Source organism: Rheinheimera texasensis DSM 17496, assembly GCF_000711985.1.
Taxonomy (GTDB): domain Bacteria; phylum Pseudomonadota; class Gammaproteobacteria; order Enterobacterales; family Alteromonadaceae; genus Pararheinheimera; species Pararheinheimera texasensis.
Window position 1 is genome coordinate 18186 of sequence record NZ_KL544006.1, and the last position, 24446, is coordinate 42631.

20 protein-coding genes are annotated in these 24446 nt (G+C 52.4%); 7 read left to right on the forward strand and 13 right to left on the reverse strand.

The window, feature by feature from the left end; all coding sequences use genetic code 11:
* Positions 1-11: 11 nt before the first annotated feature.
* Together Q399_RS0117145 and Q399_RS0117150 are read right to left on the reverse strand one after the other, a co-directional pair.
* On the reverse strand, positions 12-386 hold the full coding sequence (locus Q399_RS0117145) for a hypothetical protein (protein WP_031570664.1): 375 nt from the start codon (positions 384-386) through the stop codon (positions 12-14).
* On the reverse strand, positions 386-892 hold the full coding sequence (locus tag Q399_RS0117150; RefSeq protein ID WP_031570666.1) for a hypothetical protein: 507 nt from the start codon (positions 890-892) through the stop codon (positions 386-388). The genes Q399_RS0117145 and Q399_RS0117150 overlap by 1 nt, the downstream gene beginning before the upstream one ends.
* Positions 893-1002: 110 nt before the next feature.
* Here Q399_RS0117150 and Q399_RS0117155 point away from each other — a divergent pair, with 110 nt between their 5' ends.
* The 3 genes from Q399_RS0117155 to Q399_RS0117165 are packed head-to-tail and all read left to right on the forward strand — an operon-like array spanning position 1003 to position 4689.
* Positions 1003-2259, forward strand: coding sequence for a sensor domain-containing diguanylate cyclase (locus tag Q399_RS0117155; RefSeq protein WP_051686141.1), 1257 nt, complete (start codon positions 1003-1005; stop codon positions 2257-2259).
* Positions 2246-4207, forward strand: coding sequence for a TonB-dependent receptor plug domain-containing protein (locus Q399_RS0117160; RefSeq protein ID WP_051686142.1), 1962 nt, complete (start codon positions 2246-2248; stop codon positions 4205-4207). The genes Q399_RS0117155 and Q399_RS0117160 overlap by 14 nt, the downstream gene beginning before the upstream one ends.
* Positions 4201-4689, forward strand: a complete 489-nt coding sequence (locus Q399_RS0117165) for a YfiR family protein (protein ID WP_031570672.1) — start codon at positions 4201-4203, stop codon at positions 4687-4689. The genes Q399_RS0117160 and Q399_RS0117165 overlap by 7 nt, the downstream gene beginning before the upstream one ends.
* Positions 4690-4698: 9 nt before the next feature.
* Here Q399_RS0117165 and Q399_RS0117170 read toward each other — a convergent pair whose 3' ends face one another.
* From Q399_RS0117170 to Q399_RS0117180, 3 genes are all read right to left on the reverse strand, one after another.
* Positions 4699-5529 (reverse strand): transporter substrate-binding domain-containing protein, encoded by an 831-nt coding sequence (locus tag Q399_RS0117170; RefSeq protein WP_031570674.1) that lies wholly within the window; start codon positions 5527-5529, stop codon positions 4699-4701.
* Between the two features lie 100 nt (positions 5530-5629).
* Positions 5630-7291 (reverse strand): glutamine--tRNA ligase, encoded by a 1662-nt coding sequence (gene glnS, locus Q399_RS0117175; RefSeq protein WP_031570676.1) that lies wholly within the window; start codon positions 7289-7291, stop codon positions 5630-5632.
* 144 nt (positions 7292-7435) lie between these two features.
* Positions 7436-8965 (reverse strand): S10 family peptidase, encoded by a 1530-nt coding sequence (locus Q399_RS0117180; protein WP_031570678.1) that lies wholly within the window; start codon positions 8963-8965, stop codon positions 7436-7438.
* Between the two features lie 223 nt (positions 8966-9188).
* On the opposite strand from Q399_RS0117180, the gene Q399_RS0117185 reads away from it, so the two are divergent.
* Positions 9189-11240, forward strand: coding sequence for a tetratricopeptide repeat-containing sensor histidine kinase (locus Q399_RS0117185; RefSeq protein ID WP_169739329.1), 2052 nt, complete (start codon positions 9189-9191; stop codon positions 11238-11240).
* A gap of 74 nt (positions 11241-11314) precedes the next feature.
* Here Q399_RS0117185 and sucD read toward each other — a convergent pair whose 3' ends face one another.
* The 8 genes from sucD to sdhC all read right to left on the reverse strand — a co-directional run bounded on the left by sucD (position 11315) and on the right by sdhC (position 21066).
* The gene (gene sucD / locus Q399_RS0117190; RefSeq protein WP_031570684.1) at positions 11315-12187 is read right to left on the reverse strand and encodes a succinate--CoA ligase subunit alpha; all 873 of its coding nucleotides are present in this window, start codon (positions 12185-12187) and stop codon (positions 11315-11317) included.
* Entirely contained in the window at positions 12187-13353 is a 1167-nt protein-coding gene (gene sucC / locus Q399_RS0117195; protein ID WP_031570686.1) for an ADP-forming succinate--CoA ligase subunit beta, read from the reverse strand. The genes sucD and sucC overlap by 1 nt, the downstream gene beginning before the upstream one ends.
* A 125-nt stretch (positions 13354-13478) precedes the next feature.
* Positions 13479-14666, reverse strand: a complete 1188-nt coding sequence (odhB, locus tag Q399_RS0117200; protein WP_031570688.1) for a 2-oxoglutarate dehydrogenase complex dihydrolipoyllysine-residue succinyltransferase — start codon at positions 14664-14666, stop codon at positions 13479-13481.
* A 118-nt stretch (positions 14667-14784) separates the two neighbouring features.
* Entirely contained in the window at positions 14785-17589 is a 2805-nt protein-coding gene (locus Q399_RS0117205) for a 2-oxoglutarate dehydrogenase E1 component (protein ID WP_031570690.1), read from the reverse strand.
* A gap of 214 nt (positions 17590-17803) precedes the next feature.
* Entirely contained in the window at positions 17804-18523 is a 720-nt protein-coding gene (locus Q399_RS0117215) for a succinate dehydrogenase iron-sulfur subunit (RefSeq protein ID WP_031570693.1), read from the reverse strand.
* 12 nt (positions 18524-18535) lie between these two features.
* The gene (gene sdhA / locus Q399_RS0117220; RefSeq protein WP_031570696.1) at positions 18536-20308 is read right to left on the reverse strand and encodes a succinate dehydrogenase flavoprotein subunit; all 1773 of its coding nucleotides are present in this window, start codon (positions 20306-20308) and stop codon (positions 18536-18538) included.
* Positions 20309-20656: a succinate dehydrogenase, hydrophobic membrane anchor protein gene (gene sdhD / locus Q399_RS0117225; RefSeq protein ID WP_031570698.1), complete on the reverse strand. Its 348-nt coding sequence runs from the start codon at positions 20654-20656 to the stop codon at positions 20309-20311.
* A complete protein-coding gene (gene sdhC / locus Q399_RS0117230; RefSeq protein ID WP_084164489.1) occupies positions 20647-21066 on the reverse strand; it encodes a succinate dehydrogenase, cytochrome b556 subunit in 420 nt (139 codons plus the stop codon). The genes sdhD and sdhC overlap by 10 nt, the downstream gene beginning before the upstream one ends.
* Positions 21067-21392: 326 nt before the next feature.
* Between sdhC and Q399_RS0117235 the strand changes: the two genes are divergently transcribed.
* The 3 genes from Q399_RS0117235 (at position 21393) to Q399_RS0117250 (ending at position 24442) form a co-directional block, all read left to right on the forward strand.
* Positions 21393-22682: a citrate synthase gene (locus tag Q399_RS0117235; protein WP_031570702.1), complete on the forward strand. Its 1290-nt coding sequence runs from the start codon at positions 21393-21395 to the stop codon at positions 22680-22682.
* 141 nt (positions 22683-22823) lie between these two features.
* Positions 22824-24029: an aminotransferase class V-fold PLP-dependent enzyme gene (locus Q399_RS0117245; RefSeq protein WP_031570704.1), complete on the forward strand. Its 1206-nt coding sequence runs from the start codon at positions 22824-22826 to the stop codon at positions 24027-24029.
* Positions 24029-24442 (forward strand): SufE family protein, encoded by a 414-nt coding sequence (locus Q399_RS0117250; protein WP_037046612.1) that lies wholly within the window; start codon positions 24029-24031, stop codon positions 24440-24442. The genes Q399_RS0117245 and Q399_RS0117250 overlap by 1 nt, the downstream gene beginning before the upstream one ends.
* Positions 24443-24446: the final 4 nt, after the last annotated feature.

Here is a 24446-nt window from a genome sequence, read left to right on the forward strand (position 1 = left end):
ATGGCAAGGATTCAGGCCAGCAAAGCGCGCAGTATAACACCGGCTAGTTTCAGGCTAAACGCCAGCGCCACGCCACAGAGCAGTAAAAACAGCAGCAACATCAGCTGGTACCAGCCAAGGTGCAGCCAATAGCGGCAACGGGCAAGAAACCCTGCAGTGCCCGGCAAGACGGGCGGATGTACAAACATTTGCCGCGCGAACAACAGCAACAGGCACCACAATAACAACAGCAGCGGCAATAACAGCCATTCGCTGCGCTGCGGTTGCAGAAACAACAGCACCGTCGCAGTCAGGCAAAGTAAGGCGAATAACTGCAACTGCCGCGGTGAACACCGGAGACAACAGCGCTGCAGGATTTGTTGGTAGCGTTGCCAGAACTGGCGCATCAGGCCAGTTCCGGTGGATAAACGGCGGCAATGCCATGCTCACCGCGATAATCGGTCACCAGCCAGATTTGTTCAAACGGCTGCGCCTGCGGCAAATTGATACTTTGCCGAAATGGCTGCAATTGTTCAGGGTGCCATACCGGGTGGGTATTTCTGATCACCAGCCATACCCGCTCACTGTCATACCGTTTGTGAGCTTTTTGCCGGATCAGCCGGTCTAGCGCAGCCAGCATCCGCTCCTGCACCGGCACTTGCTGCAGCGCTGTTAATGCATCACGGGTTTGTGGGCTGAGTTCACGCCCCAGCAGCAACATCGCCTCCGCTTCGCTGCCGTATAAATGTGCGATCTCCAAATCCAGCCGCTGCTGCTCCAGGTAACAGGACACATCCGGTTTTGCCGGCTCGTTATGCCAGATATGCCGCATCGACACGCCAAAACGGCGCTGATAAAGCCGCATAAACAGACGGGCCGCCTCGTGTTCTAACCGGATCTTTTCCGCAACCACCTATATAAACCCACTTAGCCTATGAATAAACAGTTCTGATTCTACTGCAGTTTTCTGCATGGCATCTATAGTAATCCACAGGGCAGTTCTGACTCGATGCCGAGGAATTTGTGTCTGAAAAACCAGCGCAACCCCGCGCGCTTTCATTAGTTAGCCGGTTAACGCGGCTGAATCTGCTGATCCTCGCCGGTACGATTTTTCTGACCGTTGCTATCCTTGCCGCCGTGACCTGGCATTCAGCACGGGCTCGCCATTTAGCGGTTGCCGTCGCTAATACAGAACAATTGGCGCTGAATCTGGCGTCAAGCCTGGTATTTCAGGATAAAGCGGCCGCACAGCGCGAAATCACAGCGTATACCCAGCGCCCTGATGTGCAATCGGTGCTGGTCTTTGATGCCAACATGCAGTTGTTTGCTCCAGAACAGGCACCAGCGCTTTGGCAAGACAGTCCGTCCTACGAGCTGCAACAGTTACAACAGATGCAAATCAAAAGGCCAATCCGACTCGAGAACGAGACTGTCGGCGCCGTCGTGGTCACTGAGAACCTGTACAGTTTGCAGCAAAGCCTGCTATCAATGCTGGCGCTGTTTTTCGGCATCATGATACTGGCGCTGCTGCTCGCCAGCCGTCTGCTACGCTGGGTACAGCGCCGGGCACTGGCACCGGTACTGGAACTGGCGGAGCTGGCAGAATTTGCCGCCAGGCATCAGGACTACAGTATTCGCGCCCGAATTCGCCGACGCGACGAGGTTGGCCGGCTGGGTGAGCGGCTCAATGAACTATTCAAACGTACAGAGATCTGGCAGCAAGATCTGCAACAACAACTGCAGGCGCAAAAACAAGCCAGCCAGCAACTGGACAAGCTGGCCCACTATGACCATCTGACCGGTCTTGCCAACCGGCTTTATTTTGAGGCTGAACTGCCCCGCGCTGTCGAACAGACTCTGCAAAACGGACAGCACCTCGCTTTGTTATTTATCGATCTCGACAACTTTAAAACTGTGAATGACCAATGGGGCCACGATGCCGGAGATGAAGTGCTGCAGATAGTTGCCAAGCGTATGGTGTCGCAGCTTCGCCAGAGTGATCTGGTGTTTCGTCTCGGCGGCGACGAGTTTGCGGTCCTGTTGGCCGATATTGTCCAGCCCGAACGCGCGGAGCTGCTGGCCGATCGTATCATCCAGTCCATTCGGGAACCCATGTGGGTAAAAGCGGCACTGATGCCGGTCGGCGCAACTGTTGGTCTGGCGTTATGTCCGAATAACAGCAGCGATGCCCACCAATTGCTGCAACAAGCAGACGAAGCGATGTATCAGGCCAAACGTGCCGGCAAAAACACCTTCAGGAGGTACCTTGCTGCCAGCTAAAGCCGCCCGGCCCGCTTCACTGTTACTAATCCTGTGGCCAGCTTTTGGGCAGAGCCAGGAAACTCCCAGCCTGGAGCAACTGTTAAACACGCCACTGACGGAGATCCCAACACAGATTGAAGTGAGCACCGCATCACGTTTTACCCAGTCCAGCGCCCAAAGCGCGAATCTGACGTACGTGGTGACCGCAAATGATATCGTACAGTTTCAGTATCAAACGCTGGCGCAAATTCTACAGAGCCTGCCCGGCATTTATGTCAGCATTGACGGCGCCTTTCAATATGTCGGTGTACGGGGCTTAGGCCAACCCGGAGACTTTAATTCGAGGTTGTTATTTCTGCTCGATGGCGTAAGGATTAACGAAAACATCTATGACGCCGGCTTGCTCGGCAGTGACGCTTTGATAGATGTGGAAAACATAGATCGGGTTGAATTTGCTGCCGGGCCCGGCGCTGCTGTTTATGGTAACAATGCGTTTTTTGGTGTGGTGAATATCCTGACCAAAACCGCCCAGCAACTGCGCGGTGCCGGAGTTAAACTGTCTCTGCAATCTGATGGTGCCAACAAATATTTTATCCATACCGCAAATCGGCTGGAGCAAGGCAGCGAATGGTGGTTCAGTGCCGGCCATCAGCAACATCCGCAAATGCCACTGGCCTTTCCTGCACCGCAGCGTTTTGCCGACCAGTTTGAGCAATTAAACAACGAGCATTTAACCCGGCTGCGGTTGGGCGGCAAACATCAGGGCTTACGATTTCAGGCACTTTGGTCAACGCAGCGGCGCAATTCACCGGATTTGCTGCCAACGCCACAAGGCTGGCTGACAGCACCGGTACAGGATCAAAATGATAACCTGCTGCTGTCACTGGCGCATCAGCATGAACTACGGGACGATCTCAGCCTCAGCGGACATCTGAATTACAACAGCAGCGAGTATCAGCGTGCTGCGCCGTTATTTCATCCGGAGTGGGGCCTGACCAGCTTAGACAGCGACCAGCTGGGCCGGTGGTACAGCGGCGACTTACTGCTGCAGTATCAGGGTCTGGCCGCACACGACTTACTGGCTGGCGTGGAATTTCAGGACGATGTCCGGCAACAAATTGAAGTGCGTTTTCACCACGATGCAGAATTGTTGCAGGGTTACTACGGCCATAACCAGCGTCGCTCGTTTTTTCTGCAGGACCAGTGGCAGTACAGTGCAACACAAAGCCTGCTGCTGGGTGCGCGTTATGACGACACCAGAGTCAGCGGGCATCGCATCAGTCCCAGGCTGGGCTGGATCTGGCAATGGTCAGACACGCAGCAAATCAAACTGCTGTATGGATCCGCGTATCGCGCAGCAAATCTGTACGAATTTGCCACTAACTTCAGTTTTGACCAGCCGGTGCCTGAAGATGAAGTCATCAATTCGGCAGAAATCAGTTATGAGCAGCGGTTGTCAACCCGCTTCAGTTATCGCCTGGCCTGGTTTGATGCCGGCATGCGGCGGCTGATCCGGATGACACCGGATGCAGCTGTGTTCAGTAATGCCCAACGTATCCAACAACATGGTCTGAATCTGGATCTGGATTGGCGTCTGGATAGTGGGCAGATGCTGACTGCAGCATGGTCCTGGCAAAGGGGCCGTGATGTCAGCGGTTACCCGCTGCAGAACTCGCCACAACATCTGCTGAAACTACAGCTATTGCAACCACTTCCCATGCTGAGCACTGAGCTGAGCCTGCAGGTGCTGGCGCTGAGCCGGCGTCAGGTCGGTGACAGCATGTTACCCGGATACGGCCTGATCAATGCCGGCCTGCATTTCCAGCTGCACGAGCGGCATCAGTTGCAGCTGCAGCTCTACAACCTGCTGGATAAAGTGGTGTACGACAGACCTATGCTGTTGAATCCTCCAAGCATGCAACCGGGCCGGCTATTCGGTCTGAGCTGGAGCTGGCAATTATGGTGAAATCTATGCTGCTGATACTGGTTTGCAGCCTGGGGTTATCCTTGCCGCTTCAGGCTGCCGATGAATTCAGCCTCAAAGCCACCTTTTTATACCGCTTTGCTCAGTTTACCGAATGGCCGCCACCTCCACGGGGGCAAATCCGCTTCTGCCTGCTTGGTCATCCTGCTTTGTTGGAGGCGTTTAGCAGGCTCAGTCTACCTGTAGATGTGAAAGACCTCAGCAGCAAAAAACTGCTGAACCAATGTGATGTCTTAATGCTGGGATTGTCAGACCGCCAGCTGCTGGCGCAGTGGCAAGCCGACCTCGCCGGCACGCCGTTGTTAATAGTCACCGATAATAACGAGGCATACCGCCAGCTTGGCACTATTCAACTGGTTACTTCACCTGATGGCATCAGTTTTCAGGTCAACCTGCAACGCGCTGCCGCCCATCAGATTAAATTGGGTTCACAACTGCTGAAACTGGCGCGCCGGGTGGATTAAACAGAATACTTATAAGTTGTGCGGCCGCACCGGCAGATATGGGTTCTGAATAGCGATCACACGCCGTTTAGGCAAATCTAATGCCTTGAGCTTGGCGGCGAAATGTTGATCAAACAGCCGCTGCAAGCTGCCATCCTGCTGCATTTGCTGTAACCCTTGCTGAAGCAACAGCGCCAGTTGTGGATTTTGCTGGCTGACAAAAAAATACTCAGCCGAAGGATATTTCAACAGCCACTGGCTTTCGATGATAAGCCCATCAGCCTGCCACTGGGCCGCTTCGTCACTCACTTCGAGCACACCGCGTGGCACCGCATCGACGCGATTTTTCAGCAACAACGGAAATAAATTGGCATATTGCGATACGCCCTGCACCTGCCAGCCGTGCTGGCGCAGCAAGCCGGTATCCAGCCAGTCATGCACCTGGGCAAAGCGCAGTTCGCGCCACTGCGCACCGGTGCGCAGTGCGGCAAAACGGCTGGCTTGCTGTTGATGAATTAGCAGAACCCGATATCCGCCATAACCGAAATAAATAGGAATGCGAACCGGCAGGTATTTTTGTTCACGATCCACCGAGGTTAAAGTCCAGACTACATCTACTCCGCCACCAGGCGCCAACTCTTCAAGCGCCCGGCTGCGGGAAAATATATGGCGTGAAGGCTGTACCTGCGTCTGAGGTGAGCTACGGGACAGCGCCGCAGCTAATAACGCGATGGCATAATCAGAACGATGATCCTGCGCGTTCTGAGGCTGTGGGTAACGCACCACCGCCGGAGCCGCCAGCACCGGCGAACATAGCCACCAGATGATAGTTATCAATACCCGCAACATTGTCACCTGCATCCTTGCACCTGCTGTCTCCACTGATACTATCAACCGGCTTTGGTCAGTATAGAGTTGTAAAGGACATAAAAAAACCAGCCCGCAGGCTGGTTTGATTTTATCAGGCTTCGGCAGCGAAGCTGTCGCGCAAACCGACTGTGCGGTTAAACACCAGTGCCTCGGGGCTGCTGTCGCGGTTGTCTGCGCAATAATACCCTTCACGTTCAAACTGGAAGGCCAGTTCTGGTGCTGCTTGTGTAAGGCTTGGCTCAACAAAACCGTGTTTAACTTGCAGCGACGCCGGGTTGATCACCTGGATAAAGTCATCTTCGGCAGCCGGATTAGGCACACTGAACAAGCGGTCATAAACCCGGAACTCAGCAGTTTTGGCTTGTGAGGCTTCAACCCAATGGATCACGCCACGTACTTTACGGCCATCGGCCGGGTTTTTGCCAAGCGTTTCAGGGTCATAGCTACAAATCAGCTCCAGAATGTTGCCATCTGCATCTTTGATGACTTCGTCAGCGCGAATGACATAAGCACCACGCAGCCGCACTTCACCACCAGTGACCATGCGCTTGTAATGCTTGTTGGCTTCTTCGCGGAAATCCGCCCGGTCGATGTACAGCACTTTGCCAAATGGCACTTTACGGCTGCCCATGCTTTCATCTTTTGGATGATTGGCCACGTCCAGCCATTCCACGTCAGCGTTGAAATTGCTGATAGTGACTTTCAGCGGGTCCAGTACGGCCATGGCGCGCGGAGCGTGTGCATCCAAATCTTCGCGGATACAGGCTTCCAGTGCGCTCATCTCGATGACGTTGTCTTGTTTGGTGATGCCGATGCGTTTAGCGAATTCACGTAACGACGCTGGTGTATAACCGCGACGGCGCAGACCGGCAATCGTCGGCATCCGCGGGTCATCCCAACCGGAGACATGGTTGCCTTCAACCAGCTGATGTAATTTACGTTTACTCATCACCTGGTATTCCAGGTTCAGCCGCGAAAACTCGATTTGCTGCGGGTGACAAGGAATAGTGATGTTATCGAGGATCCAGTCGTACAACCGGCGGTTGTCCTGGAATTCCAATGTACAAAGCGAATGCGTGATGCCTTCGAGCGCGTCCGAAATACAGTGAGTAAAATCGTACATCGGGTAGATGCACCATTTGTCACCGGTCTGATGGTGATGGGCAAATTTCACGCGGTAAATCACCGGGTCGCGCATACAGATAAAAGACGACGACATGTCGATTTTGGCGCGCAGAGAGCACTCACCTTCTTTAAAACCACCAGCGCGCATTTTTTCAAACAGCGCCAGGTTTTCCGCCGGTGAAGTGTCACGGGTCGGACTCGGTTTGCCCGGTTGCGTCAGGCTGCCGCGGTATTCACGCATCTCTTCGGCGTTTAAGAAACAGACATAGGCCAGGCCTTTGTTGATGAGTTCAACCGCATAACCATACAGCGCGTCAAAATAATCCGACGAATAACGCACATTGCCGTCCCACTGGAAACCCAGCCACTGCACGTCCTGCTGAATGGAATTGACGAAATCGATGTTTTCTTTTTCCGGGTTGGTGTCATCAAACCGCAGATTGCACTTGCCCTGATAATCCTGGGCGATACCGAAATTCAGACAGATAGATTTGGCGTGACCAATGTGCAGGTAACCATTTGGTTCAGGCGGAAAACGGGTTTGTACCGCATTGTGCTTACCGGAAGCTAAATCGGCATCAATGATTTGCCGGATAAAATTGGTGGGGCGTGTCTCGATGTCCGCCATATAAATCAGATCCTTGTTGGAATAAATGCTGAATGCTGGGGCGCATTATAACACCGGCGTGCGCGCTGACCAGTGGCTGCAGCGTGCTCTGCTGGCAATAAGCAAAAAAGCGGCCGAAGCCGCTTCTCTTCGGAATAACGCCGATCAGTATTTCGCCGCCTGCCCCTCTTTGGGCAGTGCTGCTTTGATAAATTCGCGCAAGTCGTCATTCGACTGCTTTAAGTCTTCGTAGCGCAGATACATCATATGACCGCTGCGATAGCCTTTAAAACTCAAACGTGATTTCATTTTGCCGCTGGGGTCCAGCTGCCACATGCTGTACTTGGCATCAAAATAGTTCGTCGCGCCGTCGTAATAACCGGACTGGATCATCACGTTCAGGTACGGGTTTTGTGCCATCGCCTGACGCAGATTCTCACCGGTCTGGTCGCCGTCGCGGTTCCATGGATGCACCGGGCCAAACATGTTGTATTTGATGTCGGTTTTGTAATTCAGGCTGGTGCGCAGGTAATGATTAATCGCCGGCGTGAATGAATGTAACCAGGAGGTCAGCTCGGCATTGTAATCCGGCTCTGCGCCAGCTTCTTTACGGTCGATGCCGAGATAACGAGAATCCAGCCGGCCGACGGTCTGACCGCGGTCACGCAATAATTCTTTCCAAAAATAATCGGTTGGAATATCCAGATTATTGGCAAGCACCGCCTGCACCGATAACCCAGAGAATTTCGCCACTTGCTCAGCGATTTGCTGGCGGTCAGCCACTTCAACAAAAGAGCCTTTCGCCAAATGCGGCAAGTAGCTGTTCAGCGTAAATTGCTCGGACTGCGCCAGCACGTCCATCAGGTCCAGCTGCTGCAGCTCTGGCGATAATTTCTTGTGATACCAGGCGGTTGCAGTGTAATACGGCAGGCGGTTCGCCACATCGACCGGGCCTTCGCGTTTAATACCCAGTTCAGTGGGTGACACCAAAATCACGCCGTTTAAATACATCCACTCTTTATTTTGCAGCGCGAGAGCCAGGCCCGACACTCGTGTCGTGCCATAACTTTCGCCAATTAAAAACTTCGGTGACGGCCAGCGCTGATGGCGGCTGACAAAAGTCTCAATCCAGGACGACAGGTAATTCACATCTTCATTGACGCCAAAAAACATTTTTTGCTGCGCCTCGCGCGATGGCATTTTGCCATCTTTGCCTGGCAGCACGCGCGAGTAAGCAGTATTGACCGGATTTACAAACACAATGTCAGCGGTATCCAGCACTGAATACGGGTTGTCTTTAGTGCCATAGGGCTGCAGCGGATAACCTTCACTATCGACATTCAGCGCGCGCGGCCCGGTGTAAGCAATCTGCATCCAGACCGACGCTGAGCCAGGACCGCCATTAAAGGAAATTAACAAAGGCCGCTTGGATTTATCTTTGACATCAGAGCGCTCGTAATAGGTATAAAACAAAGTAGCAGTCGGATTGCCCTCTTCGTCCCACACCGGCTGAGTGCCGGTTTCGGCGGTATATGGGAAACTGACATTATTCACTTCAGCCTGGTGTTTGGTCACCACCACTGAATCCACGTCTATTTGACGGTTATGGCTGGCTGGCGCCGGCTCAGCGGCCTGCACCGTCAGTAGCGGCATACTTAGCAACAAGGCTGACAGCAAAAAGACTTTCTGTTTCATTTGGGCACTCTTCATTAAAGAAAAAACATCACTGCTCTGATTAAACTGCGGGAGGCGCAAAGAAATATAGTCAGACTGAGACCAATAACCAAAATACAGGTTAAGTGCGCCGCAGAACGGCCAGAACCGCAAAGATCCGCTATGTTTTGAGCATCAGTCGACCTCTGTGGATATTGAGGCGCAGTATCAGGCAAGCGGAATGCTGACAAAAGGCAGCGGACGAATGCACGAAAGTTCAGTTTTTTTCTATCGCCATTCGCGAACAGGCGTGATCTGGGTTTTGTTTTGTCTGGCTTTTGCGCTGCAGGCTGCACCCGCCTGGCAGACAAAATTGGCGCAGCTACAGGCGCAAAGTAAGTCACAACCACGAGAAGCAAACATCCTGATTGACCAGTGGCTGACTGAGCTCAGCCCGACCGAGCTGGACCTGCGTGAGCAACTGATTAACACGAAAGCCTACAACCTGATTATTCTGTCAGAGCACAGCAGCGCCGAGCAGATGCTACAATCCTGGCGGGACGAGATGCAAGCTATTTCACCGGCGCGCACGACCAGATCGCTGGAACTCAGCGGCTATATCGCGATGCGCCGCGGCGAACACGCCAAAGCCAGCACTATGCTGAAGCAGGCCTTACAACAGGCAACAGACCTAAACCAACCAGAGCGCCAGATCACCACCCGCATTTATACCGCCATGCAGGCCATGTATACCAGTCAATATGAGACAGCCCTACCGCTGCTGCTGAAGGCGCGTGAACTGAATGAAAAACAACAGTTTGCTTATCTGCGTGTGAACATCACCAACAACCTCAGCACACTTTATCTCGATATGGGACAGCCCGCCGACGCCCTGCCCATCTTACAGTCGGCTCTGACTGATCCGGCCTTCCAGAGCGCAGATTTACTGTATGTACGGATGAATCTGGCGCGCTGTTATGTCGCCATGCAGCAATATACACAAGCTTTACCTTATGCGCAGGAAGCGCTCGAAGGTTATCAGCAACGTGATGACCCTTTTTACCTCAGCGCGGTGTATCTGATGCTGGCGCAAATCGCTTTTCAGCAACAACAACCAGCTACGCAGCAATATCTGGCCAATGCGCTGAACCTCGCCAATAAACATCATCTGAATCAACAGCTGTCCGATGGCTATTTATTACAAAGCCGGTTACAGCAAAAAGCAGGGCAAACTGCAGCGGCACTGGCTTCGCTGCAGCAGCATCTGACCTACTATAAGGCTTATCATAACGAAGAAGCACAAGATCAGGCCTTAGCGCTGCGTGCGCAGATCGACAGCCTGCAGCACGAGCAGGATTTATCAGACCTAAGGCAAAAAGTCGAACTCAATGCGTTAAAAAGCGCGCATCAAACCAAGGTCAGCTGGACTATCGGTATTGCCACCGGCACCGTGATTCTGCTGTTGCTGGCCTTAACCCGACTACAACAGCGCAAAAGAGCACAAGCCGAATTGCTGTCTGCCCGGCTTGCCAGCTCTTATCAGCAGCTACAGCAAACCCAGCAGGAACTGGTGACTTCGGAGAAAATGGCGGCAATAGCAGGCATGGTGGCGGGCCTGGCGCATGAGCTGAACACCCCACTCGGTATTCTGACCACTGCTGTGAGTCTGGCGCAGGAGAAAACCGCTGAGTTTCAGACCAAGCTGCAACATGGCCTGACCCGGCAGGATTTGCAGCAATATCTGGCCACAAGCAGCGAAGTCACAGCATTGGCCGCTAATAACATTGAACGCTGTGCGGCACTGGTGCAGAATTTTAAACAGCTGGCGGTCGGTCACAGTGATGCATTAACCGACTTTAATTTACAGCTGTTGATTGGCGATATCAGCACTTTGCTCGGCACAAAACTACAGCAACAAAAAATCCAGCTTAACTATGCCGACACCGCTGTGATGCTGCATGCCGATGTGCAACATTTTCAGTTGCTGCTGATTGAACTGCTGAATAATGCTGTGTTGCATGCCTTTGACGGCAGGGACAGCGGCTGCATCGAACTTCGTATCCGCCCGGGTGAAACTCACTTTGAGCTGCTTTATCAGGACGATGGCGTCGGCTTTGCGTACGGGCAACCGGATAAAGTGTTTGAGCCCTTTTTTACCACCAGTCGAAGTAGTGGCCACACCGGGCTTGGGCTAAATCTGGTGTATAACCTGGTGACAGTGGCCTTACAGGGTGAGATCAAGGCGTTACCGGTCAGCCAGGGATTTGCCTTATGTTGCCGGCTGCCAAACCGCTGGCTGGCGACACAGCCCCATTGAGTATCCTGCACAACACAAAAATAAAAAACCCGTCACAAGGACGGGTTTTTCAACACTTCAAAACGAACCAGCTATTACCAGCCAGTCAGTTCACGCAGTGCTTTACCGATGTCGGCCAGTGAACGCACAGTTTTAACGCCTGCATCTTCCAGCGCGCGGAATTTGTCATCAGCTGTACCTTTACCACCAGAAATGATGGCGCCGGCGTGGCCCATGCGCTTACCAGCTGGTGCAGTCACACCGGCGATGTAAGACACAACAGGCTTCGTCACGTGGGCTTTGATATAAGCAGCCGCTTCTTCTTCAGCAGTACCACCGATCTCACCGATCATGATGATCGCTTCAGTCTGTGGATCTTCCTGGAATAATTTCAGGATGTCGATGAAGTTAGAACCTGGGATTGGGTCACCACCGATACCAACACAAGTAGACTGACCAAAACCTTCGTCTGTGGTTTGTTTCACAGCTTCATAAGTCAGTGTACCTGAACGCGATACGATACCAACTTTACCCGGCTTGTGGATATGGCCTGGCATGATACCGATTTTGCATTCACCTGGCGTGATCACGCCCGGGCAGTTAGGGCCGATCATGCGAACGCCTTTACGATCAACGTATTCTTTGGCGAACAGCATGTCGATAGTCGGGATACCTTCAGTGATACAAACGATCAGTTCCAGACCTGCATCAGCCGCTTCGATGATAGCGTCTTTACAGAATGGAGCCGGAACGTAAATCACAGTAGCAGTAGCGCCAGTCGCAGCCACAGCTTCTTTCACTGTGTTGAACACTGGTAAACCAATGTGCGTCGTGCCGCCTTTACCCGGGCTTACACCACCAACCATTTTAGTGCCGTATTCCAGCGCCTGAGTTGAGTGGAAAGTACCTTGGCTACCGGTGAAACCCTGGCAGATGACCTTAGTGTCTTTGTTGATGATAATAGACATTATTTGCCCTCCGCGGCTTTCACAACAGCTTTAGCAGCTTCTGACAATGAAGTCGCAGCGATGATGTTCAGGCCAGAACTTTGCAGTTTCTGTGCGCCTAATTCAGCGTTGTTACCTTCTAAACGCACAACTACCGGTACGCTTACACCGACTTCTTCAACAGCACCGATAATACCTTCGGCGATCATGTCGCAACGAACGATACCACCGAAGATGTTGACGAATACTGCTTTCACAGCTGAGTCAGACAGGATGATTTTGAATGCTTCGGTTACGCGCTCTTTGGTCGCGCCACCACCAACGTCCAGGAAGTTTGCTGGCTGGCCACCGCTTAATTTCACGATGTCCATAGTACCCATAGCTAAACCGGCACCGTTGACCATACAACCGATGTTACCTTCTAAAGCAACATAGTTCAGTTCCCACTGAGCAGCACGGGCTTCACGCTCGTCTTCTTGTGATGGATCATGGAAAGCGCGCAGTTTTGGCTGGCGGTACAGTGCATTGCTGTCAGCAACCAGTTTGGCATCTAAACAGTGCAGGTTGCCTGCAGTAGTGATAACCAGCGGGTTCACTTCGATCAGCGCAATGTCCAGGTCAACGAACATCTTGGCGAGGCCTAAGTAGATGTTAGTGAACTGTTTGATTTGCGTGGCGTTTAAGCCCAGTTTGAAGCCGATTTCACGCGCCTGGAATGGCTGAGCGCCAACCAGCGGGTCAATCGCCATCTTGATGATTTTTTCTGGCGTTTCTTCCGCAACTTTCTCGATGTCCACACCGCCTTCTGTAGAGGCCATGAACACGATACGACGGCTTGAACGGTCAACAACAGCACCTAAATACAGTTCTTTTTCGATATCTGTACAGGTTTCAACCAGGATCTTGCTGACAGGCTGACCTTTTTCGTCAGTCTGATAGGTCACCAGGTTCTTGCCCAGCCAGTTTTGGGCAAAGTTACGGATCTCTTCTTTAGAAGTAACTAATTTCACACCGCCCGCTTTACCGCGACCACCAGCGTGAACCTGAGCTTTCACTACCCACTTGTTACCACCAATACGATCCGCTGCTTCTGCGGCGGCTTGTGGAGTTTCTTCCGCATAGCCTTCAGATACAGGTAAACCGTATTCGCGAAACAGCTGTTTTGCCTGATACTCGTGCAAATTCATGGCTTATTTCCGTTTTTCTTTAGTTTGTGACCGGGACAACCGGCCTGACCCATTGAGCGAAGTGTGTCACTTGCCCAGATGATTTAGAGGTAGCGGCCAAATAGCCACTACCTCCGGTTTCTTGCTTAAATGTCCAACAGAATACGGGTTGGATCTTCTAACAACTCTTTCACTGTGACCAGGAAGCCAACAGATTCTTTACCATCGATGATGCGGTGGTCATAAGACAGGGCCAGATACATCATTGGCAGGATTTCCATCTTGCCGTCGACAACCATCACGCGATCCTGGATCTTATGCATACCCAGAATGGCTGATTGTGGTGGGTTGATGATTGGTGTCGACATCAGCGAACCAAACACACCACCGTTGGTGATGGTGAAATTACCGCCGGTCAGGTCGTCGATTGACAGCTTGCCGTCGCGGCCTTTCAGCGCCAGGTCTTTAATCGCTTTTTCGATTTCAGCCAGGTTCATCTTGTCACAGTCACGCAGTACCGGCGTCACCAGACCACGCGGCGTCGACACCGCAATGCTGACGTCGAAGTAGTTGTGATAAACGATATCATCGCCATCGATTGCGGCATTGACTTCAGGGAAACGCTTCAGCGCTTCGGTTACCGCTTTGACGTAGAACGACATGAAACCTAAACGGATACCGTGTTTTTTCTCGAACACGTCAGCATATTGCTTACGCAGGTCCATGATTGGCTTCATGTTGACTTCATTGAACGTGGTCAGCATAGCCGTAGAGTTTTTCGCTTCCAGCAGGCGGTTGGCGATTGTTTTACGCAGACGCGTCATCGGTACACGTTTCTGTGAACGGTCACCTGAAACTACTGGTGCTACAGCTACTGGGGCTGCAGCCGCTTTGGCTGGAGCAGCTGGTGCGCCGGCCAGGAATTTTTCAACGTCTTCTTTGGTGACACGGCCATTTTTACCAGAACCCTGGATTTTGGCAGCATCTAAGCCTTTTTCTGCGATCAGGCGGCGTACTGAAGGTGTCAGCACGTCGTCGCCGGCATCAGTGGCTGGAGCAGCAGTTGGCGCGGCAGCTGCTGCAGGAGCTGCGGCAGCTGTTGCACCGGCGTTCAGGTGACCGATGACTTGCTCAGCCAGTACAGTTGCACCTTCAGCATGCACGATTTCGCCCATCACGCCGTCAGCTTGCGCCACGACTTCTAACACCACTTTGTCAGTTTCGATATCGACCAATACCTGATCACGGCTGACGGCTTCACCTGTTTTTACATGCCAGGTGGCGATTGTTGCATCTGCAACTGATTCTGGAAGTACCGGGACTTTAATTTCCACTTTGTCACCTTTTTACAGATTGGTTTATGTCTGTCTTATCTTGGAAAACCAAAGTCAGCACAGAACCCTGCGCTGACCCAAAAAAAATTGACCCGCAACCGAAGCTGCGGGTGATGTTTTATGCCAGCGTTAACGCAGCGTTGACCAAAGCCTGTTGCTGCTTGTTGTGCACTGACAGGTAGCCAACTGCCGGAGACGATGACGCCTCACGACCGGCATAAGTCAGCTTGGCGCCGGCCGGAATGGCGGCCCAGAAGTTATGCTGACTGCAATACCACGCGCCCTGATTCTGTGGTTCTTCCTGACACCAGACAAAATCTTTCACGTGTTGGTACTGTGCAAGAACTGCAGCCATCTCTTCCTGCGGGAACGGGTACAGCTGCTCCACACGCACAATGGCAATAGATTTAATGTCGCGTTTACGGCGCTCTTCCAGCAGGTCGTAATAGACCTTGCCGCTACAGCACACCACACGGCTGACGTCTGCCGGGTTCAGTGCATCCACTTCGCCGATGACGTTGTGGAAGTGACCGGAGGCCAGTTCTTCCAGTGTTGAAGTCGCCAGCGGATGACGCAGTAATGATTTCGGCGACATCACAATCAGCGGACGACGCACCGGACGCACCATCTGACGACGGATCATCGCGTAGACCTGCGCCGGCGTGGTTGGTACAACCACTTGCATGTTGTGATCGGCACACAGCTGCAGGAAACGCTCCAGGCGGGCGGAAGAGTGTTCCGGGCCCTGACCTTCGTAGCCATGTGGTAACAACAGCGTCAGACCACAGAGACGGCCCCACTTCTGTTCACCAGAACTCAAGAACTGGTCGATCACCACCTGAGCGCCGTTGGCGAAATCGCCGAACTGACCTTCCCAAATCACTAAGGCGCGAGGTTCTGTCGTCGCATAACCGTATTCAAATGCCAACACCGCTTCTTCTGATAATGCAGAGTCATACACCTGGAACGGTCCCTGATTCGGGCTCATATTTTCCAGTGGCGTATAAGTTGATGCATCGTTTTGGTTGTGTAAAACGGCGTGACGGTGGAAGAAAGTACCACGGCCAGAATCCTGACCAACGATACGAATGCGTGAACCGTTGCCGACGATAGAGGCGTACGCCAGAATTTCAGCAAAGCCCCAGTCGATTTTCTTCTCGCCTTTGAGCATCAGCGCGCGATCTTCATAGACCTTACCTACCTGACGTTGCAGAGCGTGCTCAGCCGGCACTTTAATGGCTTGTTCGCCAAGCGCGACTAAATCAGCAACTGACATCGAAGCATCGTAGGCTGCATTCCAGTCGTGGCCGATGTATGGTGTCCAGTCGACGGCAACTTCAGTCATCTGGCGCCACTCTTCAACCACACACTCGCCGTTGTCCAGCGCGTTGCGGTAACCGTCAACCAGAGCCTGCACTTCTTCAGCGCTGAACTGACCGGCTTTGATCAGTTTGTCGGCATACAACTCACGTGGTGTCGGATGTTTTTTGATTTTCTGGTACATCAGCGGCTGCGTTGCATTCGGCTCGTCCGCTTCGTTGTGACCATTACGACGGTAACAAACCAAGTCAATCACCACGTCCCGTTTGAAGGTGTTGCGGTAATCCACAGCCAGTTGCGCTACGAAGACTACAGCTTCAGGGTCATCACCATTAACGTGGAAAATCGGCGCCTGCACCATTTTGGCGATGTCAGTACAGTATTCAGTAGAACGGGTATCTTCAGGGTTCGACGTGGTAAAACCAACCTGGTTGTTAATTACCAGACGGATAGAACCACCTACCTTAAAGGCGCGGGTCTGAGAGATATTGAAGGTTTCAGCCACTACACCCTGACCAGCAAAGGCTGAGTCACCGTGAATGGTGATTGGCAGCGCCAGCGAGCCATCGGTGCAACCGCGACGGTCCAGACGGGCGCGCACTGAGCCCATCACCACCGGGTTAACGATTTCAAGATGCGAAGGGTTAAAAGCCAGCGCCAGGTGAACGTTACCGCCCTGAGTCGCAAAGTCTGACGAGAAACCCATGTGGTATTTCACGTCACCGGCACCGACGACTTCGTATTTACCGGCAAATTCATCAAACAATTTGCTAGGGTTTTTGCCTAAGACGTTCACCAGTGTATTCAGACGACCGCGGTGGGCCATCCCAATCACACAGTCTTTGGCGCCCTGTTCACCGGCGCGGTGGATCATTGCTTTGAGCATTGGCACCATGGCGTCGCCGCCTTCCAGGCCAAACCGTTTGGCGCCCGGGAATTTGGCGGATAAATAACGCTCAAGACCATCAGCAGCAACCAGACCTTTTAAAATCTGCGCTTTGGTGGCTTTGTCATAATTCGGCGTAGAACGCACGCCTTCAAGGCGTTGCTGGATCCAGCGTTTTTCGTCAGTAGACACAATGTGCATATATTCAGCACCGATAGAACCACAGTAAGTGGTTTCCAGCGCCTGCACTAAATCACCGAGTTTCATTGTTTCGCTGCCGGCGACAAAAGAGCCGACATTAAACTCAGTATCAAAATCTGCCTGACTTAAGTCATGGTAGGATAATTCGAGATCACGAACCCGTGGGCGTTTCCACAGTTCAAGCGGGTCGAGCTTGGCATGCTGATGACCGCGGAAGCGGTATGCATTGATCAGTTGCAGGACTTTGACCTGACGGCTGTCGCCGCTGCCCTGGACGGCAACTACTTCACGATGTTTATTTTTGGCGAGTTCGGCGAACTGTTGGCGGATATCCGAGTGACGGGATTCCAGTTCGACACCCTCAACACGGGGTAACTTCGCGAAAAACTCACGCCATTCATCACCAACGCTGGTTGGTTCAGCTAAGTAGGATTCATAGAGCTCATCAACGTAGGCCATGTTGCCACCGCCAAGATGAGAAGACTCTAACCACGCCTTCATTACACCTTCGTGCATTTACGTTCCCTTATCTCGAAGCACCTGGAAAAAGTAGCAAAAAAATAATCAGGTTACAGGCTTTATGACTATTTTTTCCTGGGCACAGCCAGTCGCCAAAGCGGGCTGTATTTTATACTCACAGAAACAGCCCGCAAGCGGGCTGTTGGTATATTTTCAGCTTTTCCGTCAATTTGCTGAAAAATACAGCAAATGCCGGATAACAGACGGGCGCTTACAGCGCCCGGTTTAACAGCATAGACTTGATCTGACCGATAGCTTTGGTCGGATTCAGGCCTTTTGGACATACGTTGACACAGTTCATGATGCCGTGGCAGCGGAATACGCTGAATGCATCGTCCAGGTCGTTCAGACGCTGCTCAGTCGCGGTATCACGACTGTCCGCCAGGAAACGGTAAGCGTGCAACAGACCGGCCGGGCCGATGAACTTGTCCGGGTTCCACCAGAACGACGGGCATGACGTTGAACAACAAGCACACAGAATGCACTCGTACAGGCCGTCCAGCTTTTCGCGTTGTTCAGGCGACTGCAGGTATTCACCGGCAGGCGGCAGATCGTCGTTGATCAGGTACGGCTTCACTTTTTCGTACTGGGTGTAGAACTGTGACATGTCGACGACTAAGTCACGCACCACCGGCAGACCCGGTAAAGGACGGATCACCAGCTTGCCACCTTTGCCTTTGCCTAAGGCAGACAATGGCGTGATACAAGCCAGCCCGTTTTTACCATTCATGTTCAGACCGTCTGAACCGCAAACACCTTCACGGCAGCTGCGACGGAACGATAAGGTTGGGTCTTGCTCTTTTAATTTCAACAGCGCGTCCAACACCATCATGTCGCGGCCTTCCGGATTGTCCAGAACATAGTCCTGCATCCGTGGCGCGGTATCGACGTCCGGGTTGTAGCGGTAGATAGAGAATTCTAACTTCTTCATTCTGTATCCCTCTTAGTAAGTACGGGCTTTAGGAGGGAAAGCCGGACGGAATTTTGTTTCCATATTCACTTTCCGCTTAAACATAGACTCAGTCTCCGGCGAGTAGACGCTGTGGCATAACCAGTTTTCATCGTCACGGTCCGGGAAGTCAAAGCGAGCGTGGGCACCACGGCTCTCGGTTCTGTAGTTGGCAGCAACTGCAGTCGAGAATGCGGTTTCCATCAGGTTGTCCAGTTCCAGACATTCGATACGTTGAGTGTTGAACTCAGCGCTCTTGTCGTCCAGACGGGCATACTTCAGCCGCTCACGGATCACTTTTAACTGTTCTAAGCCTTCAGCCATCGCCGCACCTTCACGGAATACCGAGAAGTTCAGCTGCATGCATTGCTGCAGGTCTTTTTTGATTTGCACTGGGTCTTCACCCTGACCTGGTTTCGAGCTTTCCCACCGGTTAAAACGGGATAACGATGCTTCCAGATCAGAATCAGACGCCTGACGATACTCAGCAGTGGCAGCCAGGGCTTCACCCAGATGCAGGCCGGTTGCGCGGCCAAATACAACTAAGTCTAACAATGAGTTACCGCCTAAGCGGTTCGCGCCGTGTACAGATACACAAGCGATTTCACCACAGGCAAATAAGCCCGGGATCACTTCTTCGCGACCATCAGCAGTCGGACGTAACGCCTGACCGTGGACGTTGGTTGGCACGCCACCCATCATGTAGTGACAGGTAGGAATAACCGGAATAGGTTCTTTCACCGGATCAACGTGCGCGAAGGTGCGCGACAGTTCACAGATGCCTGGTAAGCGGCTTTCCAGCACTTCTTCACCGAGGTGGTCCAATTTCAGCTTGATGTGCGGGCCCCACGGACCATCACAGCCACGGCCTTCGCGGATTTCCGTCATCATTGAACGGGCAACGACGTCACGACCGGCTAAATCTTTGGCGTTAGGTGCATAACGTTCCATGAAACGTTCACCGTCTTTATTCAGCAGGTAACCGCCTTCGCCACGACAGCCTTCTGTAACCAGTACACCGGCACCGGCGATACCGGTTGGGTGGAACTGCCACATTTCCATATCTTGCATTGGCACGCCAGCACGCAGCGCCATACCAACACCGTCACCGGTATTGATGTGGGCATTAGTCGTAGATGCGAAAATACGGCCGGCGCCACCAGTGGCTAATACTACAGCGCGTGATTTGAAGTAGACCACTTCGCCGCTTTCGATATCAATCGCGGTACAACCCACCACTGCACCGTCCTGGTTTTTCACCAGATCCAGCGCATACCACTCAGAGAAAACCTGAGTTTTGTTTTTGACGTTTTGCTGATACAGCAGGTGCAATAAAGCGTGACCGGTACGGTCGGCAGCAGCTGCAGTACGGGCGGCTTGCTCGCCACCGAAATTCTTCGACTGACCACCAAACGGACGCTGATAAACACGGCCATTCTCAAAACGTGAGAATGGTAAACCCATGTTTTCCAGCTCTGTAATGGCTTCAGGGCCGGTTTTACACATGTATTCAATCGCGTCCTGGTCACCGATATAGTCGGAACCTTTGACGGTATCAAACATGTGCCATTCCCAGTTGTCCGGGTGTGAGTTCCCCAGCGCTACTGTGATACCGCCCTGAGCAGATACAGTGTGCGAACGGGTTGGGAACACTTTGGATAATAAAGCACAGGTCAGGCCTGATTCAGTGATTTGCAGAGCGGCGCGCATACCGGCACCACCAGCGCCGATCACCACGGCATCAAATTCGCGAACTGGAATATTCAATTAAGCACCCCACATAACAAACAGGCCAACAGCCACATAACCAAATGCCAGCGTGTACAGAAAGAATTGCAGCACAGCGCGGGTACGGGCGCATTTGACATAGTCGGTCAGCACCTGCCACAGACCAATTTTGGTGTGAACTGCGATACAAACCAGCGCCAGTAAGGTGAATGCTTTGACTAACAGATTAGAAAACAATGCTTTCCAGACATCGTAAGTCACTTCAGGCGTGATCAGGAAAAAGCCAAGAATAAATAACGTGTATAACGTCAGGATAATCGCGGTTGCGCGCAGAGACACATAATCCTGCACACCATCACGCTTTAAAGATGCTTGATTCAGAACCATAACCAGACTCCAGCTAATACTGCAACAACCAGCCACAGGCCAATGGCCGCTTTGGCACTGGCGTTGCCAGACTCTAATTCTTCCCAGTGACCCATATCCATGATCAGGTGACGAATACCGCCGATGATATGGTAAGACAACACTGTCAGCGTGCCCCAGGCGATGAATTTAGCGATGAATGATGTCATCACTTCTTTCACAGTGGCAAAACCTTCAGGTGAAGATAAAGAAACGGCCCAAGCCCAAATCACAAACACCAGTGCGAAGAACATGGCAACGCCGGTGACACGATGCAGGATGGAGGCTTTCGCCGTAGGAGGCATGGATATAGTGGTTAGATCGAGATTTACAGGTCTTTGCTTTTTCACAGTTTCTTGCCCATGAACGCCCTTTGCGGGCTTTGTTGTCATTATCGTTGCTGCATAAACAGTCAACACCCAACGGATATACTGGCCTTCACCCTAAGTGGTTCAGCCTTTTATTTTTCTATCTATCGGTGAACTGATTTCGAACCCGCGACAGTATATATTTCACAACCCCGGATTACAATTTATGTTTCTTTTTACTGAAGAAATTCTGCGGCCACTACATTAACGGTTCGCGCGCTGAACACAATACGACTAGAGTCGAATACTTATTAACCGCCAGCGCATTAAAATTGACTTTGGTGCCCTAGTTACGGGTAGAATAAGAATTCGCAGCAGATTTAAACCAATAACAACACAGGAGAAATCCAATGGCCGATAAAAAAGCTGTCGTGCACATCGAAGGTCTGGCGCCGTTTGAGTTGCCTATCTACGCCGGCACTGCGGGAACTGATGTGATCGACGTGCGTGCTTTGGGTCAACAAGGTTATTTCACATTTGACCCGGGTTTTATGTCGACTGGCTCTTGTGAATCAAAAATCACTTATATCGACGGCGACAACGGTGTATTGTTGCACCGCGGCTACCCGATTGAACAGCTGGCCGTTGAATCTGATTATTTAGAAACCTGTTACCTGTTACTGGAAGGCGAGCTGCCTTCCGCCGAGCAATACAAACATTTCCGCCATGTCATCACCCGTCATACTATGGTGCATGAAAAACTGGCGTCTTTCTTCCAGGGCTTCCGTGTCGATGCTCACCCAATGGCAATGCTGTGTGGTGTGGTTGGCGCTATGTCTTCGTTCTACCACTCAGATTTGAACGTCAATGACCCGGAGCAGCGTAAACGTTCTGCCCACCGCCTGATCGCCAAGCTGCCAACTATTGCAGCTATGGCTTACAAATACACTATCGGTCAGCCGTTCGTTTATCCTCGCAATGAACTGAGCTACGCAGAAAACTTCCTGCATATGATGTTCTCAGTGCCGGCAGAAGAATACAAAGTGAGCCCAATCGTCGCCAAAGCGATGGACCGCATTTTTATGCTGCACGCGGACCACGAGCAAAACGCTTCAACTTCAACAGTGCGTCTGGCTGGCTCCTCAGGTGCCAACCCTTATGCCTGTATCGCGGCCGGTATTGCTTCACTGTGGGGCCCGGCACACGGTGGCGCCAACGAAGCTTGTCTGGTGATGTTGCAGGAAATTGGTTCAGTCGAGCGTATCCCTGAATTCGTTGCTCGCGCGAAAGACAAAAACGACTCGTTCCGCCTGATGGGCTTTGGTCACCGCGTCTATAAAAACTTTGACCCGCGCGCCAAAGTGATGCGTGAGACCTGCCATGAAGTGTTAAAAGAGCTGAACATCAAAGACCCACTGCTGGACGTGGCAATGGAGCTGGAGCGTATCGCGCTGTCAGACCCGTACTTCATCGAGAAGAAACTGTACCCGAACGTCGATTTCTACTCAGGTATTATCCTGAAGGCCATTGGCATTCCAACCAGCATGTTCACGGTGATTTTCGCCATGTCACGCACTGTTGGCTGGATCTCACACTGGGACGAAATGCTGTCCGATAAAGGCCACAAAATCGGCCGTCCACGTCAGCTGTACACCGGTTACACCCAACGCGATTATGTGAAAAAAGCGCTGCGTTCTTAATACCGCCAGGCTTGTTCACAGGAAAAAAGCGCCAGCCCGGCGCTTTTTTTATTGGGTGAATTGCTGCTGCTGATAAAACAGGGCAAAATCCCGCGCCAGCGCTGATACTGGCGCAATGGTTCAGACTTTATGGTGCCTTGGATGTTAACTGCCGCAGATTTTCGCGCCCATTTCCCGTTTTTTGCCGCTCATCCGGATTGGGTCTATCTGGATAATGCCGCCACCACGCACAAGCCAAAGGCGGTCATCGCAAGAGAATTGGCGTTTTATCAGCAAGAAAACAGCAATGTGCACCGGGCGGCGCATGGACTCGCACAACAAGCGACCAGTGCTTTTGAACAAGCTCGTACCACAGTGCACCAATTTCTGCGGCCTGCCGCAAACAGCCAGCTGATCTGGACCTCCGGTACCACTGCAGGCCTGAATCAACTGGCTTTTGGCTTGATGGGTACTGTGCTGCAACCGGGTGACCGTATCTTGCTGAGCGCGCTCGAACATCACGCCAACATAGTACCCTGGCAATTTCATTGTGAACGCTTCGGCGTGTTTATTGATGTTGTGCCGCTCGATAGCGAACACCGGCTTGATCTTGTCACATTTCATCAGTTACTTGAGAAAAAACCTAAGGTGGTGAGTCTCAGCCATGTCAGCAATGGTCTTGGCCATATTCAGCCGGTTGAAGTCATGGTTGCCGCGGCAAAGGCTATCGGTGCGCTGACTGTTGTTGACGGCGCCCAGGGCGTGAGCATGGGGCCGGTTAATCTGGCACAAATCGATTGTGATTTTTATCTGTTTTCCGGCCATAAACTCTATGGCCCAACTGGCATTGGCGCTTTATATGGCAAAACAGCCGCGCTCGAACTGCTGCGGCCGCTGCTGTACGGTGGTGAAATGATTAAAAAAGTCAGTTTCACCGGCACAGAGCTGAATGACCTGCCATATCGCTTAGAAGCCGGCACGCCGAACATCGCCGGCGCCTTGGGTCTTGCCGCAGCGGTGGAGTTTTTACAGCGCTTTGATTTAGTGACGCTGCAACAGTATAAACAACATCTGCTCAAGCGTTTATATCTGGGTTGCCAGCAAATTCCCGGCCTGCAGCTGTTATCAGGCCTTGAGGACAATGCCGGCATTGTCAGTCTGGTGTTGCCGGGCGAGCATCCGGCCGACCTTGCCACCCTGCTCGACCAGCAAAAAATCGCCGTGCGCGCCGGCAGCCATTGCGCCATGCCGCTGTTTGCCGCCCTGCAGCAAAGCGGCGCCGTGCGTTTATCGCTGGCCGCTTACAACACAGAAGATGAGGTGGACCTGGCGCTTGCGGCGCTGACACAAGCCGTGGAGTTATTCTGATGCAGCAGCAAATTGAATTTATGCAAAGTCAGGCCAGTATCTATGCCGACATCTGCCAAAGCCGCGACTGGCAACAAAAATACCGCTTGCTGATGCAGCTGGGTAAAACGTTGCCGCCACTGCCAGACGCGTTGAAACGCGATGAATTGCTGGTTGCTGGCTGTGAATCTGCCGCCTGGCTTTGTCATCAACAGCAGGACGGTCAGCATTATTGGGGTTTTGACAGCGATGCCCGCATCATTAAAGGCGTTATCGCAGCGCTGCTCAGTCAACTGAATGGCCTGTCGCAGGTGCAATTACGGGATGTTGAGTTCGAGGCGCTTTACCAGCAGCTGGGGCTGGCACAAGGCTTATCGCCGTCACGCAATAACGGCGTGGCGGCAGTCATCAGACAAATCAAACAAGTGTTATAAGCCG